The organism is Microvirga sp. 2MCAF38, assembly GCF_052115485.1.
Classification (GTDB): Bacteria; Pseudomonadota; Alphaproteobacteria; order Rhizobiales; family Beijerinckiaceae; genus Microvirga.
Window position 1 is genome coordinate 101,709 of record NZ_JBFRGU010000001.1, and the last position, 14,872, is coordinate 116,580.

Consider the following 14,872-nt stretch of genomic DNA (forward strand, 5'->3'; position numbering starts at 1 on the left):
TTTTATATTATAAAGTATACATTACTGCTTTCAGAGGACAGGAGCGACGCTGCCCCGCTGCTAGGAGTACCTCTCCCGTTCCAGCTCCGGCTCTGTTTTAGCGTCGCCGATCAATTCTCACGCGCTACATCTTTCCAAGGCTAAGCCGCCCAGCCGCACCACTTAAGTGATCGTCGCCATTGGAAGGAGGCTCGAATGTCCTTGCACTTGTGCTCTCGTCGCCTGAGCAACCCCGTCCGCACCGCCATTCTCGCGGCCGCGCTCTCCCTGACTCTTTCGCCTTCAGCCGGTGCCGCCGAAAAAATCACCGGGGCAGATGCGCAAGCGATAGGCGTCGAGGCCTATCTCTATCTCTACCCGCTCGTGACGATGGATCTGACGCGCAAGCAACTCACCAATGTCGATCCCGACAAGAGCGCGGCGCTCGGCGGCCCCATGAACACCTTCATCAACGTTCCGGCTTTCCCGGAAGCAGACTTCCGATCGGTCGTGCGGCCCAATTTCGATACGCTCTATTCGAGCGCGTGGCTGGATTTGACCAAGGAGCCGATGGTCGTCTCCGTGCCCGACACGAACGGGCGCTATTATCTCCTGCCGATGCTCGACATGTGGACGGATGTCTTTGCCTCGCCCGGCTGGCGCACCACCGGCACGCAGGCCGGGAATTTCCTCGTCACGCCGCCCGGCTGGCGGCCGGACCTGCGCGACCGCTTCGTCGACGAATTCAAACTGCCGAAGGAGACTCAGCGTATCGATGCGCCAACGCCCTATGTCTGGATCATCGGCCGCACCAAGACCGATGGCCCGCCGGACTACGATGCGGTCCACAAGATCCAAGCGGGTTTCAAGATCACGCCGCTGTCGGAATGGGGCATGACGCCGAAGGTTCCGGAGGTCAAGATCGACCCCAGCATCGACATGAAGACCCCGCCGAAGGTTCAGGTCGACACCATGCCCGCGGCCAGGTTCTTCGCATACGCGGCGGAACTCCTGAAACTGCACCCGCCCCATATCACCGATCAGCCGATCGTGGCGCGGATGAAACGGATCGGCCTTGAAGCAGGCAAGAGCTTCGATGCGACAAAACTCGATGCCGGTATCGCCAAGGCACTGGAGAGCGTGCCGGCGGCAGCGCAGCAACTGATGGCATGGAAGGTCCCGACCCTCGCGCGGGCCGTCAATTATTGGTCGCTGAACACCGATACGATGGGCGTGTACGGTAATTACTACCTCAAACGCGCCATCGTAACGCAGCTTGGCCTCGGCGCGAATGTGCCTGAGGATGCCATCTACCCCTTGAGCCTGGGCGACAAAACCGGTGCACCGCTTGATGGTGCGAACAAGTACACGATCCACTTCGACAAGGGCATGGCTCCTCCTGCGGACGCCTTCTGGTCCATCACCCTCTATGACAACGAGGGCTTCCAGGTGGCTAACAGCCTGAACCGCTTCGCCGTCAGCAGTTGGATGCCGTTCGAGCCCAACGTGGATGGATCTTTGACCCTCTATTTCCAGAATGAGAACCCAGGCGCGGAAAAGCAAGCCAACTGGCTGCCCGCGCCAAAGGGTTCTTACAACCTGACCATGCGCCTCTACGCGCCACAATCCGACGCGCTGACCGGCAAATGGAATCCTCCCCCTGTGACCAAGATGGAAGGGCTCTCACCCATAACGGCGCAATGAGGCGGTGAGGCTTAACAGTGCCGCCGTCTGTAAAGACGAACCTAGCGCAAAGCGCGCAGCTCCTGCAGCGCGCTTTCGCAACCGGCCTTGTCGCCCGCCGCATCGGCTTTGCGCGCCCGTGCGAGTAGCGCCAGCGACTTCTCAGCCCTGCTGCCTTCACCTGCCTTCTGCTCCGCACCGGCGATAGAGCCCGGTGTCGGCTGGTGATGAAGAAGAGCGCCCGTGCTTTCGGGAGACGACGGGCCACGGGCTGCCCTTGTATCGATCCGGGCATCGACTCCAGCCTGAGCGCGGTCGATCATCTTGGTGCAAGGACCGGCCAGAGCCGGAATGGAAGGAAAAGCCATCGTAAGAGCGCCGATGACAGCCAACGAGTATCGAGAGATCATGACTTGAACTCCCTTCGAGAGCGAACGAAAGGGCCAATGGTTTTGTATCCCCTATAACGCGCGAAAGCGCGAGAGGGTCGGCTGAGAACGAAGCAAAGGGCGAAAGCGGCAAATCCGGCAAGGCATATGGCAACCTTGAAGTTACAGCATAACATTGCTGAACGTTCATCTGCACCGGTCGTGACTCAGTTTGATGAGGATAAGGCACAGGCTTTCCCTCCCCCCTTGCGGGGGTGGTCCGACCGGGTGAAACTTTCAGACGTCTGGCGCTGTAACAGCCTTCCTGCTTATCGGATCACAGGCAACGCTCTGACTTTTCAACCCCCACCCCTCCCCGCAAGGGGGAGGGAAGAGCGCGGACCAAGCTGAGTCACTACCTCTGCACCTGTCACCTTGCCCTGCGTACCCTTTTTGTTCTAGCATCTGTTGCGACTCAAAGGTGGCCCGGTTGTGCGGACGGCGTTTGCATTCCATATGCACGACTCCGTTTCGGCGGCTCGGACCTCATCACAGGCTTGAATTCGGCAATGGCTAAACTCGACGATCTGTTCAACCGCGCGAAGGCGGGCGACCGGGATGCGCGCGTGATCTCCGTGCGCGGGGCGCGGGAGCACAATCTCAAGAACGTCGATCTGATGGTGCCGCGGGACCACTTCGTCGTGTTCACCGGCCTCTCCGGCTCAGGCAAATCGTCGCTCGCATTCGACACGATCTATGCCGAGGGCCAGCGCCGCTACGTTGAATCCCTCTCCGCTTATGCGCGCCAGTTTCTGGAGATGATGCAGAAGCCGGATGTGGACCAGATCGATGGTCTCTCGCCCGCCATCTCCATCGAGCAGAAGACCACCTCGCGCAATCCGCGCTCGACGGTGGGCACCGTCACCGAGATCTACGATTACATGCGCCTGCTCTGGGCGCGTGTGGGCATCCCCTATTCGCCCGCCACGGGCCTGCCTATCGAAAGCCAGACGGTCAGCCAGATGGTAGACCGGGTGCTGGAGCTGCCGGAAAAAGCACGGCTCTACCTGCTCGCCCCCGTGGTCCGTGGACGCAAGGGCGAATACCGCAAGGAAATCGCCGAGTTTCAGAAGAAGGGCTTTCAGCGCCTGAAGATCGACGGCGAATACTACGCCATCGACGACACCCCTGCCCTCGACAAGAAGTTCAAGCACGACATCGACGTGGTGGTGGACCGCATCGTCGTGCGCTCCGATATCGGCGCCCGCCTTTCGGAATCCTTCGAGACGGCGCTCGATCTCGCCGACGGCATCGCGATCATCGAATATGCGGACGAGAAGGACGAAAAGGGTCAGCCGAAGCGCATCGTCTTCTCCTCGAAATTCGCCTGCCCCGTTTCCGGCTTCACGATCCCAGAGATCGAGCCGCGCCTGTTCTCGTTCAACAATCCGTTCGGTGCGTGCCCCACCTGCGGCGGCATCGGGCATGAGATGACCATCGATCCCGCGCTCGTGGTGCCGGACGAGAGCGTCACTCTCAAGCGCGGCGCCATCGCGCCCTGGGCGAAATCCTCCTCGCCTTATTACGGCCAGACCCTGGAGGCGATCGCGCGGCACTACAAAGTGTCGATGACGAAGCCGTGGTCGGAACTGCCGAAAAAGGTGCACGACGCCATCCTCTACGGCTCCGGCGACGAGGCGATCCGCTTCGCTTATGACGACGGCCTGCGCTCCTACGAGGTGAAGAAGCCGTTCGAAGGCGTCATCACCAATCTGGAGCGCCGCTACAAGGAGACCGAGAGCGACTGGTCGCGAGAGGAAATCGGCCGTTTCATGAGCGAGACGCCCTGCGCCTCCTGTGGCGGCAAGCGCCTCAAGCCGGAAGCGCTCGCGGTGAAGATCGCGAAATTCGATGTCGGCGACGCGACCGCGTTGTCCGTACGCGATGCGCATCAATGGTTCACCGCCCTGCCGAAGGAGCTGACGAAGAAGCAGAACGAAATTGCCGGCCGCATTCTCAAAGAGATCCGTGAGCGTCTCACCTTCCTTGTCGATGTGGGCCTCGAATATCTGACGCTCTCGCGCGCCTCCGGCACGTTGTCGGGCGGCGAGAGCCAGCGCATTCGTCTGGCCAGCCAGATCGGCTCCGGCCTCACGGGCGTTCTCTATGTGCTGGACGAGCCCTCCATCGGCCTGCACCAGCGCGACAATGAGCGCCTGCTCGTGACGCTGAAGCGCCTGCGCGATCTCGGCAATACGGTGATCGTGGTGGAGCACGACGAGGATGCGATCCTTCAGGCCGATTACGTGTTCGATATCGGCCCCGGCGCCGGCATCCACGGCGGCAAGATCGTCGCCGAGGGCACGCCGAAGCAGATCATGGCGAACCCGAAATCGCTCACCGGCCAATATCTGACCGGCGCGAAAAGCGTGCCCGTGCCCGCCCAGCGCCGCAAGCCGCAGAAGAGCCGCATGCTCAAACTCACCGGCGCGCGCGGCAACAACCTGAAGAACGTGACGGCGGAAATTCCGCTCGGCACCTTCACCTGCATCACCGGCGTTTCCGGCGGGGGCAAGTCGACGCTCATCATCGACACGCTGTACAAAGCCGTGGCGAAGAAGCTCAACGGCGCGATGGAGCATCCGGCTCCGTTCGACAAGCTCGAAGGGCTGGAGCATCTCGACAAGGTCATCGACATCGACCAATCCCCCATCGGCCGCACGCCGCGCTCGAACCCGGCCACCTATATCGGCGCGTTCACACCGATCCGCGAATGGTTCGCGGGCCTGCCCGAGGCCAAGGCGCGTGGCTATCAGGCCGGGCGCTTCTCCTTCAACGTGAAGGGCGGGCGCTGCGAGGCGTGCTCCGGCGACGGCGTCATCAAGATCGAGATGCACTTCCTGCCCGACGTCTACGTCACCTGCGACGTGTGCAAGGGCAAGCGCTACGACCGCGAGACGCTGGAGGTGAAGTATCGCGACAAGTCCATCGCCGACGTGCTCGACATGACGGTCGAGGAAGCCCGCGACCTGTTCAAGGCCGTCCCGACGATCCGCGAGAAGATGCAGACGCTTGCCCGCGTCGGCCTCGACTACGTCCATGTGGGCCAGCAGGCGACGACGCTTTCAGGCGGCGAAGCGCAGCGCGTCAAGCTCTCGAAGGAACTCTCCAAGCGCGCCACCGGCCGCACGCTCTACATCCTCGACGAGCCCACCACGGGCCTGCATTTTCACGACGTCGCGAAACTCATGGAAGTGCTCCACGAACTCGCCGACCAGGGCAACACGGTCGTGGTGATCGAGCACAATCTCGAAGTCATCAAAACCGCCGACTGGATCATCGACATGGGCCCGGAAGGCGGCGACGGCGGCGGCCAGATCGTGGCGCAAGGCACGCCGGAAGACGTGTGCAAGGTCGAGGCAAGCTATACGGGACGCTTCCTGAAGGAAGTGCTCGCGAGACGGCCGCTGAAGAAGGGGAAAGTGCCGAAGCAGGCGGCGGAGTGAGGACGACCCGCCGGCTGTTCGGTTGAGGACGACAAAGCGGAACTTAGGTGAGCTTGATTGATCATGTCTCTTTGAAACATGATCAATCAAGCTCTAGGCTCTTTGATTTCGCATGATCCGGGCGAACAACCGGTTTCCACTTGTTCTGATCATGCTCTAATGCCCGGGAATATCTCGGACATGGAGTTTTCGCCTCGGGCGTTGCGAGCCCTCGCTCACGAGTGCTGTTGAGGCACCTCTACAATGGCGGCGACGATCCTGCGCACCACGGGCATCACAATAAGCGCCGTCGGGAACGCGATGATGTAGGACAGGCCCCATGCCTGAACGATCGTCCAGACAATGCCCGTCTCGAACCCGACCGCCCTGATGGTCGCTATCGTCGAGACGACACCTGACATCAAAAACGACAGGATGAGGGGGAACACCACGATCTGCGCTCGCGCCGGCAATTTCCTGAAGCGAAGGCCCGGCGCAGTGCGGTGGAGGGACTTCGTTTGTTCGGTCATGCCATCCATCCCCGTTCGATAGGCCGGATCCCGGCGACGAGTTCGCGTGCGAAGAATGCCTGGGTGTGAGAGAGTTTCATGTGCTGGTCAAGCGCCTCGGGGGTCGCGAAATCCTCGATCAGCAGAAACGAATGCGAGTCACCGAGCGCCTGAAAGAACACAAACTCGACGCATCCGGCTTCCGCGTGAGTGGCATGCTGCAATTCGAGAAGCGCCGCACGGGCCGCGTCGGCAAGTCCGGGTTTTACCTCGATCCGCACGACCTTACGGACGTTTGTCGTCGTCGATGATGAATAGGCCATTCTTTTCTCCATTTCGAACTTCTCCCACTGGGTGTGAAAGAATCGGGCATGTTCGACTGGGACGATCTTCGGCATTTCGCGGCCCTCGCTGACGAAGGATCGCTGTCGGGCGCTGCGCGGCGGCTCCGGGTCGAGCATGCGACCGTCGCGCGACGGGTCGCGGCGCTCGAAGCGGCAATCGGGGTCAAGCTGGTCGACAAGAGATCCGGCCGCTACGTGCTGACGCCGGATGGTGAGCGCGTGGTGGACTACGCACGAAGAATCGAGGCCGAGGCGTTCGCCATCGAACGGGTCGCTTTGGCCCAACAGGGCGATGTCTCCGTCGAAGTCTCGGTGAGCGCTCCGCCGGCGATCGCCACTTCGTTGATAGCGCCCCACCTGCCCCGCCTAAGGGAGAGCCATCCTCGCCTGCAGCTAAAACTTCTCGGCGACACGCGAAACGTCTCGCTGCCGCGCAGGGAAGCCGATATCGCCCTGCGGCTGTCCCGACCGAGCGACATGAGCCTCATCGCCCGCAAAGTAGGAACGATAACTTACGGCCTGTACGCCTCGCGGGACTATCTTGCCTCGAAGAGCCCCGAAGATTTCGAGTTCATCGCCTTCGACGAAAGCCTCGACGATGTCCCTCAACAGATCTGGCTCATGAAATTCGCGGACGGGCGGCCAATCGTATTCAGGACGAACGATCTTCTGGTCCAATGCGCGGCCGCACAGGCCCATGTGGGGATCGCCGCACTACCCCACTTCGTTGGCCTTGCGGGCGACCTGGAAGACGCCGCCCCGCAAGGCGGCTCCATGTCCCGCGACGTATGGCTTACCTTCCATCGGGATCTGCGTGGCAACAATGCCGTTGCCGTCGTGGCCTCATTCCTGGCCGAATGTCTTCGACAGGAGAAGCGTCGATCCTGATATGGCGACGAGCGCTATTTCGCGCTGAAGGTGATCCGCAGGACCTTCCAATCGGAGTACCGGTCCGCGCAGGCGGCGGAGTGAGGGGCGTTTACAGCAAATCACTCTAGGAAGGCCCGCGATACCCAAAACGTCTTAGGCAATCGTCCTTGCTGCTTCCGACTACGGCAGTTGCTCTAGATAGCGAGCTCCCAGGTGATGGCCTTGTTAGGTCCAACAAGAATCGCTCCAAATCTGTCTCGCACACGGCGCACAATATTTCGTTTTTCTAGGACCTGAAGAGCGAGATTTACACTGCGACGATTCTTGAACTGGAGGTTCATGTGCTCAACGATTGCCATGGAAGAGAGTGGGCCTTGGAGTTTAAGGGCCTCCACTATGGAAGCTTGCCTTGGTGAGCCTACATTTCTTCGCAAGTGCTTTTTATTAGCTTCCCTACGCCTCTCAATATTTTCCTTGATCTCTACGAGTGTAGGGACCTGGTTGGTCTTGTTTAGGACGGCAACTGTAAAGCGACCTTTCGCGGTCAATTTGTAGGTTCCGTGTTTACCCGCTTTACGCTTCCCCTTCTCTATCAACCCAGACCTCTCTAACCGTTGGATCATCTGCCCGGACGAATACTGTACGCCCTGAAAGATATCGGGCGGGAGAGCATACGTAACATCCCTTGTATAAACCTCGCCAAGCACTGACAGAGCCTGCAAGAACTTCGTGCGGGTTGGTCCGAAGTCATGCACTAAGTCTGCCGCTAGCGCCTTCCTGGCAGCCTCATCGTATTGCGGATGATTCAGACCGCGTGGCGTAAGGCCAGCATATCGGTGTAGACCTAACTTGAAGGTCATGATGAGACCTTGCGCACTAAGTTGGTCGAGTAGTCCCCCGCTATGCGCTATACGGGTAACTTCAGATAAATCTCGGCCTCGGCAAATCGTTTCGGGTGGAAGAGAGGACAGCAATCTGGCCCGCGCATCAGAAAGCAACGGTGATCTTGTGAGAAGTGTCTCTCGATCCTCCACATCGGCTCTGAGATATACATGCTGTCCACGCTCCCCAAGTACTTCACGTCTGATTACCAGCTTCTGGACAATAAGCTTCCTAAGGATTTGCTCGATTCGCTGCCTAGAAACGCCGAGCTGTTCTCGTAATTCAGGCGCCGCTTTCGGGGTCGACAATAACTCAAGCAGTCCAGCATGCGTTGGCCGCTCATACCAACGAGTCAAATCAGGCATTTCGTTTTCGGATGGTTGCGGCGCGCCTGCGATCACATAGACCCCGTGGCGCACTTTGTTGATTAGACCTCTGGCCTCCAACCGAGACACCGCCCTGTGGATCCTACTCTTGTCGGCGGCGTCCTTGCTATTTTGAAGCAAGCTTTTAAGCCGCCTAGGCTTCTGGTCTGCAAGCATTTCGAGGACCTGCACTTCGAAGCCGTCTCTTGATCCAGTTTTTGGAATTGTGTTTTGAACAGCTGGCTCACGCGCGATCATAACACTCAAGAGCCCAAAGCCGTTTTCGAGGGCATCTCGCAAGGCGACCTCGTCTAATGCGCTAGCCTCAAATTCGATTTTATAGTGATGCATGAGCAGATTATCCCAACAGATTATTCTCCCAATCATAGCAAGAGCTTGGCACTCCGAAACTGCTCCCTTAGGAGGTGGACGCCCTATCCTCGAACTGGCTATGGCAGGGGATGGCTCCTCAGGGAAGCAGGCGGCTCATTTCAAATGGCCCTTCGCCTTCAGGTAATCGCGCAACAGTTTCTCGATGAGCGACGAGAGCGAACGTGCATCGTCCTTAGCCGCAGTCTCGGCGGCAGCCTTCAAGGACGGCTGAAGGCGGATCAGAACCTGGGCGCTTTTCGTCTCTTTTTGCATATCGTCTGTATATCAGAAGATTGACCGGCGGATATTCCTATCATATGAATATCAGGTCGATATCCAAAGCGGCCCCCGCCAGTGCAGCAACACCGACGAGGGCCTGACCTTCAACATGGAGTTAGCATGTCTCAGGCTACCGAATCCCCTACACCATCCCTTGCCCAGCAGCCAGACGCGCTCGTGGACGATGAGTTCGTGCTCGATCCGCCTGTGGAAGACGGCGGTATTCGCAGTCTCATTTTCGGCATGGAGGAGGCTATCGCGGAATCCCTGTGCCTCTCCGATGCGCTCATCACCCTCATGGAGGGCCGCCGGGGCACGTTGAGGGTCAAGCCGAGCACGGTCTATTTCCTCGCGGGCGAGGTGCAGCGGCGGCTGACCCATCTGAACGAGGAATGGCAGCGTCTCTTCACCCTCACCCGCTCCCTGGCCTGACGCGATCAACATCCCCCGCCGTCCTGGCCGGGCTTGTCCCGGCCATCCACGCCTTTCCTCTCCGCCGCTCGCCCAGTCAAAGGCGTGGATACCCGGGACAAGCCCGGGCATGACGATGATGAAACGGTGAGGTCGCGCCAGGGGCTCTCTCTGGCGTTGCCTATCGGCGAAAAGTGGTCCTGCGCGGAGCGGCCGTCCCTGATCGTCGTCGCGGCTGAGATCCGTTAGTAAGCTTGCGGTACGATGTGATTGGCAGGCAGCCCTTCCTTGATGCCCTTCGGTTTTGGTTCCGCTTTCGGCACCTTGGGCAAATCCACTTTGATTTTCTTGTAAGGAATCATGCTCAGCATGTGGGCGATCAGATTGAGCCGCGCCCGTCGTTTGTCGTCTGCCGGCACGAGGTACCACGGACACCTCGGCGTATCCGTATCCCGCAGCATGTCCTGATAAGCGGCCGTGAAATCCCACCAGCGGCGCACGGATTCCGTGTCCATCGGACTGAGCTTCCAATGCTTGACCGGGTCATCGATTCGATCGGCAAATCGTCGCCGCTGCTCGTCCTGACTCACATCGAGGAAGTACTTGAGGAGGATGATTCCATTGTCCACGATCTCCCGCTCGATGGCAGGCGCGAGGCGGATGAAGCGCTCATATTCCGGCTCGCTGCAAAAACCCATCACACGTTCCACGCCCGCCCGGTTGTACCAGGAGCGGTCGAACAGGATGATCTCGCCGGCAGCGGGAAAATGGGCGACGTATCGTTGAATGTAGAGCTGGCTCTTCTCGCGTTCCGTCGGCGCCGGTAAGGCGATGTGCCGGAAGACCCGGGGACTCACACGCTGCGTGATTCTGCTGATGACGCCGCCTTTGCCTGCGGTATCTCTCCCTTCGAAAATCACGATGACCCGCGCCCCGGTCTCTTTTACCCAGGTTTGCAAGCGTACGAGCTCGACTTGCAGCTTTTTTAACTCGTCCTCGAATTCTTTCCGCTTCATTGGTTGAGCGGCACGGTCAATCGCTTTTTCTTTTGAGGAACGTTTCGGACTCACCTGTTGCTCCTCCGGGTCATGTCTCCTACATGCATGTGGCGCACGGAGCAGAGAAGAGAAGAGGTTGCATGCCGCGCGACTAAAACGGACACGCCCAGCAGCACCACGCCATCAAGGGCAAAGCGCCGGGGCGCTTTCAGACCTTTGACTTGCCCCAGTTCAGGAAAAATCCGACGTCGCCCGGCAAGCCACCAGGCCAGTCGATGATCATGGCCTTCAGCTTGTAGCCCGCAGGTTTGAGCTGGTCCCTCCAGAGCTCGTACGCTTGACGAGGTCTTCCCGTCAGCATGTTCGGCCATTCGTCATCCGCATTATTGATCGCCCGCCCGCGGTCGGAGCAAAGATCGACAGGGAAGCGCATGACCATGAGTTCAGTTTCGCCACGCCCCGCTGCGGCCCGTAATTTGAGAAGCAGGTTCTGCGTAATTTCCGTCAAACGTTCTTCTGTCAGATCGATCGGCGCCGCGAGGGTTTTGACCAAATTTGCCCGCGCATGACTGGCACGATCCATGGCGTCGACGGACTTGGATGCGCGCGCCATTTGAATCTCACTCATGTAGTTTCGCAGATCGGCTGCAGACATGAATGTTTCATCACCCAGTTCAGACGCGCTGCGAGTCCGATCATCCTTCTCCTTCAGTGTTTCCATCTCGAAACCTCCGGGAAGCGGGGCTTTGCGGGGTCTAAGCGCATGGCACATCCGCCGTTCGCGAAACCTCTACCGAGGCTAATTCGCACGCGAGGAATTTGTTTCAAGTGCTGAGCGGCCGAGATTTATGAGCTGGAAAAAGCCGGTTCCTGGAGCCGCCGAGGCAAAGCCTCCACACCCCCCGGAACCAACCCACCCCTCCCGTGTTTTCCGCCCCATGCTGCGGGGCTAGAAACCAACCACGGGAGAGCGGCATGCATGCCCAAGAGATGATTCGGACGCACCCTCAGATGCATGGCAAGGTCGATGCCGCACTGATCCGCTGCATCGAGGAATGTTATGATTGCGCGCAGATCTGTACATCCTGCGCCGACGCCTGCCTTGGCGAGTCGATGGTGGCCGAGTTGAGGCAATGCATCCGGCTGGACCTGGACTGCGCCGATATCTGTGTAACAACCGGAACCGTGGCCACCCGGCGCACGGGGACGAACGACGAGGTCCTCAATCGCCTCCTCGATGCCTGCGCCACCGCTTGCCGCGTCTGTGCCGAGGAATGCGAGCGGCATGCCAGCAAGCATGAGCATTGCCGCGTCTGCGCGGAAGCCTGTCGCCGCTGCGACAAGGCCTGCCGCGAGGCCATGCGAGCATTCGGCGCCAAGCATTGACGGGCGTGCTCCCGCAACGTCACGGCCGAGCTTGTCATGACCATGACTTAAAGTGAGTTCGAAGTACTCACCGGATCACCTGTCATACCGCGGTCATCCGTTTCTGATGTCATAGGGGTTTGCGCGGTTAAGATTCTTCGGCCGGAGCCCGTCGCAATTGCGGCTGAATGAAAGCCTGCCAGAAACCCTTGTTTTTAAAGAGAAATCGCGCCGCCGATTTCGGGCCGGACACAGCATAGTTAAGACCCATGCCCTCACCGCACGGCTCATTAACCTGGCCTTAAGTCGCTATGCTACTAAAGCATAACTGCCCTACATTATTACCGCTCCTCTTTCACGGCACAGCTCCTTATATGCTGCATTGCACACAGCAAGAACAAAGCCTGCCGGGCCGCTGGGCCGGCTAACTAAGGAGTTACCAATGTTCGTCTCTTACATCCTCGCTAAAGTCCGCACCTACCTGCGTTATCGCGAAACCGTCCGTGAACTCTCGGTCCTCAGCGACCGCGAGCTGGACGATCTCGGTATCTCGCGTTTCCAGATCGACAGCATCGCTCGCGAGCACGCTACGGCGTAAAACTTAGCTGCACTGCAGCAACGGCCCTCGCCCGCCCTCTGGCGGGCGTTTGCTTGTCTGGGGAGCCTCGGCTCAACGCCCGCCCGAGACGGGAATGTTGGCTCCCGTGATGTAGGACGCCGCGTCCGACATCAGGAACAGCACCGCCTCGGCTACCTCCTCCGGCTCGCCAACGCGGTTCAGGGGGATTTTAGAGCGGAAGCGCTCCATGCGCCCCGCATCGCCCGTGCTCTTTTCGTGAATGTCGGTCCGCGTGATTCCGGGCGAGACCGCGTTGACGCGCACCCCATCGACCGCCAGTTCCTGAGCCAACCCGATCGTCAGCGAGTCGATGGCCCCCTTCGAGGCCGCGTACCAGACATATTCGCCCGCACTGCCGAGCCGCGCCGCAACGGATGAGATGTTGACGATGGAGCCCCCGATCCCGCCATGGCGCGTCGACAGGCGGCGGGCGGCTTCTCGCGCCACCCAGATCGCACCGAGAACGTTGATGTCGATGCAGGAGCGGATGACGTCCGAGGCCGTGGCCTCCAACCGCCCGGAGCGGCCGGTGATTCCCGCATTGTTGACCACGTGGGAGATGGGGCCAAGGGCGGCGGTGGCCTCGTCGAACATCCGCACCACATCATTCTCGACGGTCATGTCGCCCTGACAGGCGACCGTCCTCGCGCCTAAGGCGTGGCAGGCTTCCAGCACGTGCGTGGCGGCTTCGCGGTCGGATTTGAAATTGATGGCGACATCATAGCCGCGCGTGGCCGCGAGCCGCGCCACCGCAGCGCCTATGCCCCGGCTGCCTCCTGTAATAAGGACAACGGGTCTCGTCTGAGGCATGATCATGAGCCTATGCGATGAAATGGAAAGGCTCAGCTTGACCCGCGCCATCGCGAGGGTCAACAACACGCCCTTCGTGAGGGAGTAAGGTGAGCAGCATGGAACCCATCCACGTCATCGGCGGCGGCCTCGCCGGATCGGAAGCCGCATGGCAGATCGCGCAAGCGGGCGTGCCCGTGGTGCTGCATGAAATGCGTCCCGTTCGCGGCACCGATGCCCACAAGACCGAGGGGCTTGCCGAACTCGTCTGCTCCAACTCCTTTCGTTCGGACGATGCTCAGGCCAACGCCGTCGGTCTGCTGCATCAGGAAATGCGCACGCTCGGCTCGCTCATCATGGCGAAGGGTGACGCCCATCAGGTGCCCGCCGGCGGTGCGCTGGCCGTCGACCGTGACGGGTTTTCATCCGCCGTCACGGCAGCGCTCGAAGCGCATCCGCTCGTCACCATCGAGCGCGGCGAGATCGCGGGCCTGCCGCCGGAAAGCTGGTCCTCCGTCATCGTCGCCACGGGGCCCCTCACCTCGCCGGCTCTCGCGCAGGCCATCCTTGGGCTGACGGGCGAGAAGGAACTCGCGTTCTTCGATGCCATCGCGCCCATCGCTTATCGCGAATCCATCAACATGGACGTGGCGTGGTTCCAGTCGCGCTACGACAAGGTTGGGCCGGGCGGCACGGGCAAGGATTACATCAACTGCCCGATGAACAAGGAGCAGTATGAAGCGTTCGTGGATGCACTGATCGCGGGCGACAAGACCGATTTCAAGGAATGGGAAGCCGACACGCCCTATTTCGACGGCTGCCTGCCCATCGAAGTCATGGCCGAACGTGGACGGGAGACCCTGCGCCATGGTCCCATGAAGCCTGTCGGCCTCACCAATCCGCACAAACCGGACGTGAAGGCCTATGCCATCGTGCAGCTTCGCCAGGACAATGCGCTCGGCACCCTGTTCAACATGGTCGGCTTCCAGACCAAGCTGAAATACGGCGCGCAGACGCAGGTGCTGCGCATGATACCGGGCCTGGAGAGCGCCGAGTTCGCGCGCCTCGGCGGCCTGCACCGCAACACCTATCTCAACTCGCCGAAGCTTCTCGACCCGACGCTGCGCCTCAAGGCCATGCCGCGCCTGCGCTTCGCGGGGCAGATCACCGGCTGCGAGGGCTATGTGGAAAGCGCCGCCGTCGGCTTGATGACAGGCCGCTTCGCCGCCGCCGAGCGTCTCGGCCGCCCGATCCAGTCGCTCCCCTCGACGACGGCCATGGGCGCGCTCATCAACCACATCACCGGCGGGCATATCGAGACCATCGATGAAGGCCCGCGCTCGTTCCAGCCCATGAACGTGAATTTCGGCCTCTTCCCGCCCATCGAGCACGCCGCCAAGGACGAGAACGGCAAACGCCTGCGCGGCCCGGCCAAGGCGGTGGCGAAGAAACACGCACTGACGGATCGCGCCCGCGCCGATCTGGCGACGTGGCTGACGGCTGGCGCGGCTCAGGTTGCGGCGGAGTAAGGCGCGACCAACCCTCCTCCCCCTT

General features: G+C 60.4%; 15 protein-coding genes. 7 read left to right on the top strand and 8 right to left on the bottom strand.

Annotated features, from left to right (window positions below; translation table 11 throughout):
* The first annotated feature begins 195 nt into the window (after positions 1 to 195).
* Positions 196 to 1,683, top strand: a complete 1,488-nt coding sequence (locus AB4072_RS00475; protein ID WP_441964946.1) for a DUF1254 domain-containing protein — start codon at positions 196 to 198, stop codon at positions 1,681 to 1,683.
* A gap of 41 nt (positions 1,684 to 1,724) precedes the next feature.
* Here AB4072_RS00475 and AB4072_RS00480 read toward each other — a convergent pair whose 3' ends face one another.
* The gene (locus AB4072_RS00480; protein WP_441964947.1) at positions 1,725 to 2,072 is read right to left on the bottom strand and encodes a hypothetical protein; all 348 of its coding nucleotides are present in this window, start codon (positions 2,070 to 2,072) and stop codon (positions 1,725 to 1,727) included.
* 527 nt (positions 2,073 to 2,599) lie between these two features.
* On the opposite strand from AB4072_RS00480, the gene uvrA reads away from it, so the two are divergent.
* Positions 2,600 to 5,536, top strand: coding sequence for an excinuclease ABC subunit UvrA (uvrA, locus tag AB4072_RS00485; RefSeq protein ID WP_441964948.1), 2,937 nt, complete (start codon positions 2,600 to 2,602; stop codon positions 5,534 to 5,536).
* Positions 5,537 to 5,751: 215 nt separating this feature from the next.
* On the opposite strand, the gene AB4072_RS00490 is transcribed toward uvrA, so the two are convergent.
* Together AB4072_RS00490 and AB4072_RS00495 are read right to left on the bottom strand one after the other, a co-directional pair.
* On the bottom strand, positions 5,752 to 6,045 hold the full coding sequence (locus AB4072_RS00490) for a DUF2798 domain-containing protein (RefSeq protein WP_441964949.1): 294 nt from the start codon (positions 6,043 to 6,045) through the stop codon (positions 5,752 to 5,754).
* A complete protein-coding gene (locus AB4072_RS00495; protein ID WP_441964950.1) occupies positions 6,042 to 6,347 on the bottom strand; it encodes a putative quinol monooxygenase in 306 nt (101 codons plus the stop codon). The genes AB4072_RS00490 and AB4072_RS00495 overlap by 4 nt, the downstream gene beginning before the upstream one ends.
* Positions 6,348 to 6,395: 48 nt before the next feature.
* Between AB4072_RS00495 and AB4072_RS00500 the strand changes: the two genes are divergently transcribed.
* On the top strand, positions 6,396 to 7,256 hold the full coding sequence (locus AB4072_RS00500; RefSeq protein WP_441964951.1) for a LysR family transcriptional regulator: 861 nt from the start codon (positions 6,396 to 6,398) through the stop codon (positions 7,254 to 7,256).
* Between the two features lie 176 nt (positions 7,257 to 7,432).
* On the opposite strand, the gene AB4072_RS00505 is transcribed toward AB4072_RS00500, so the two are convergent.
* Together AB4072_RS00505 and AB4072_RS00510 are read right to left on the bottom strand one after the other, a co-directional pair.
* Positions 7,433 to 8,836 carry a hypothetical protein gene (locus tag AB4072_RS00505; RefSeq protein ID WP_441964952.1) on the bottom strand — a complete coding sequence of 468 codons (1,404 nt, stop codon included), beginning with the start codon at positions 8,834 to 8,836 and terminating at the stop codon, positions 7,433 to 7,435.
* A gap of 135 nt (positions 8,837 to 8,971) precedes the next feature.
* Positions 8,972 to 9,130, bottom strand: coding sequence for a hypothetical protein (locus AB4072_RS00510; RefSeq protein WP_441964953.1), 159 nt, complete (start codon positions 9,128 to 9,130; stop codon positions 8,972 to 8,974).
* Positions 9,131 to 9,256: 126 nt separating this feature from the next.
* On the opposite strand from AB4072_RS00510, the gene AB4072_RS00515 reads away from it, so the two are divergent.
* Positions 9,257 to 9,568 (top strand): hypothetical protein, encoded by a 312-nt coding sequence (locus tag AB4072_RS00515; RefSeq protein ID WP_441964954.1) that lies wholly within the window; start codon positions 9,257 to 9,259, stop codon positions 9,566 to 9,568.
* 224 nt (positions 9,569 to 9,792) lie between these two features.
* Here the strand turns inward: AB4072_RS00515 and ppk2 are convergent, their stop codons facing one another.
* Together ppk2 and AB4072_RS00525 are read right to left on the bottom strand one after the other, a co-directional pair.
* The gene (ppk2, locus tag AB4072_RS00520; RefSeq protein ID WP_441964955.1) at positions 9,793 to 10,563 is read right to left on the bottom strand and encodes a polyphosphate kinase 2; all 771 of its coding nucleotides are present in this window, start codon (positions 10,561 to 10,563) and stop codon (positions 9,793 to 9,795) included.
* Between the two features lie 190 nt (positions 10,564 to 10,753).
* Positions 10,754 to 11,266, bottom strand: a complete 513-nt coding sequence (locus AB4072_RS00525; protein ID WP_441964956.1) for a hypothetical protein — start codon at positions 11,264 to 11,266, stop codon at positions 10,754 to 10,756.
* A 254-nt stretch (positions 11,267 to 11,520) separates the two neighbouring features.
* Here AB4072_RS00525 and AB4072_RS00530 point away from each other — a divergent pair, with 254 nt between their 5' ends.
* Together AB4072_RS00530 and AB4072_RS00535 are read left to right on the top strand one after the other, a co-directional pair.
* Positions 11,521 to 11,931, top strand: a complete 411-nt coding sequence (locus tag AB4072_RS00530) for a four-helix bundle copper-binding protein (RefSeq protein WP_441964957.1) — start codon at positions 11,521 to 11,523, stop codon at positions 11,929 to 11,931.
* A gap of 421 nt (positions 11,932 to 12,352) precedes the next feature.
* Complete coding sequence (locus AB4072_RS00535; protein ID WP_441964958.1) at positions 12,353 to 12,508, top strand: DUF1127 domain-containing protein; 156 nt, start codon at positions 12,353 to 12,355, stop codon at positions 12,506 to 12,508.
* A 72-nt stretch (positions 12,509 to 12,580) separates the two neighbouring features.
* Here AB4072_RS00535 and AB4072_RS00540 read toward each other — a convergent pair whose 3' ends face one another.
* A complete protein-coding gene (locus AB4072_RS00540) occupies positions 12,581 to 13,339 on the bottom strand; it encodes an SDR family oxidoreductase (protein ID WP_441964959.1) in 759 nt (252 codons plus the stop codon).
* Between the two features lie 89 nt (positions 13,340 to 13,428).
* On the opposite strand from AB4072_RS00540, the gene trmFO reads away from it, so the two are divergent.
* Positions 13,429 to 14,847: a methylenetetrahydrofolate--tRNA-(uracil(54)-C(5))-methyltransferase (FADH(2)-oxidizing) TrmFO gene (gene trmFO / locus AB4072_RS00545; RefSeq protein WP_441964960.1), complete on the top strand. Its 1,419-nt coding sequence runs from the start codon at positions 13,429 to 13,431 to the stop codon at positions 14,845 to 14,847.
* The last annotated feature ends 25 nt before the right edge of the window (positions 14,848 to 14,872 follow it).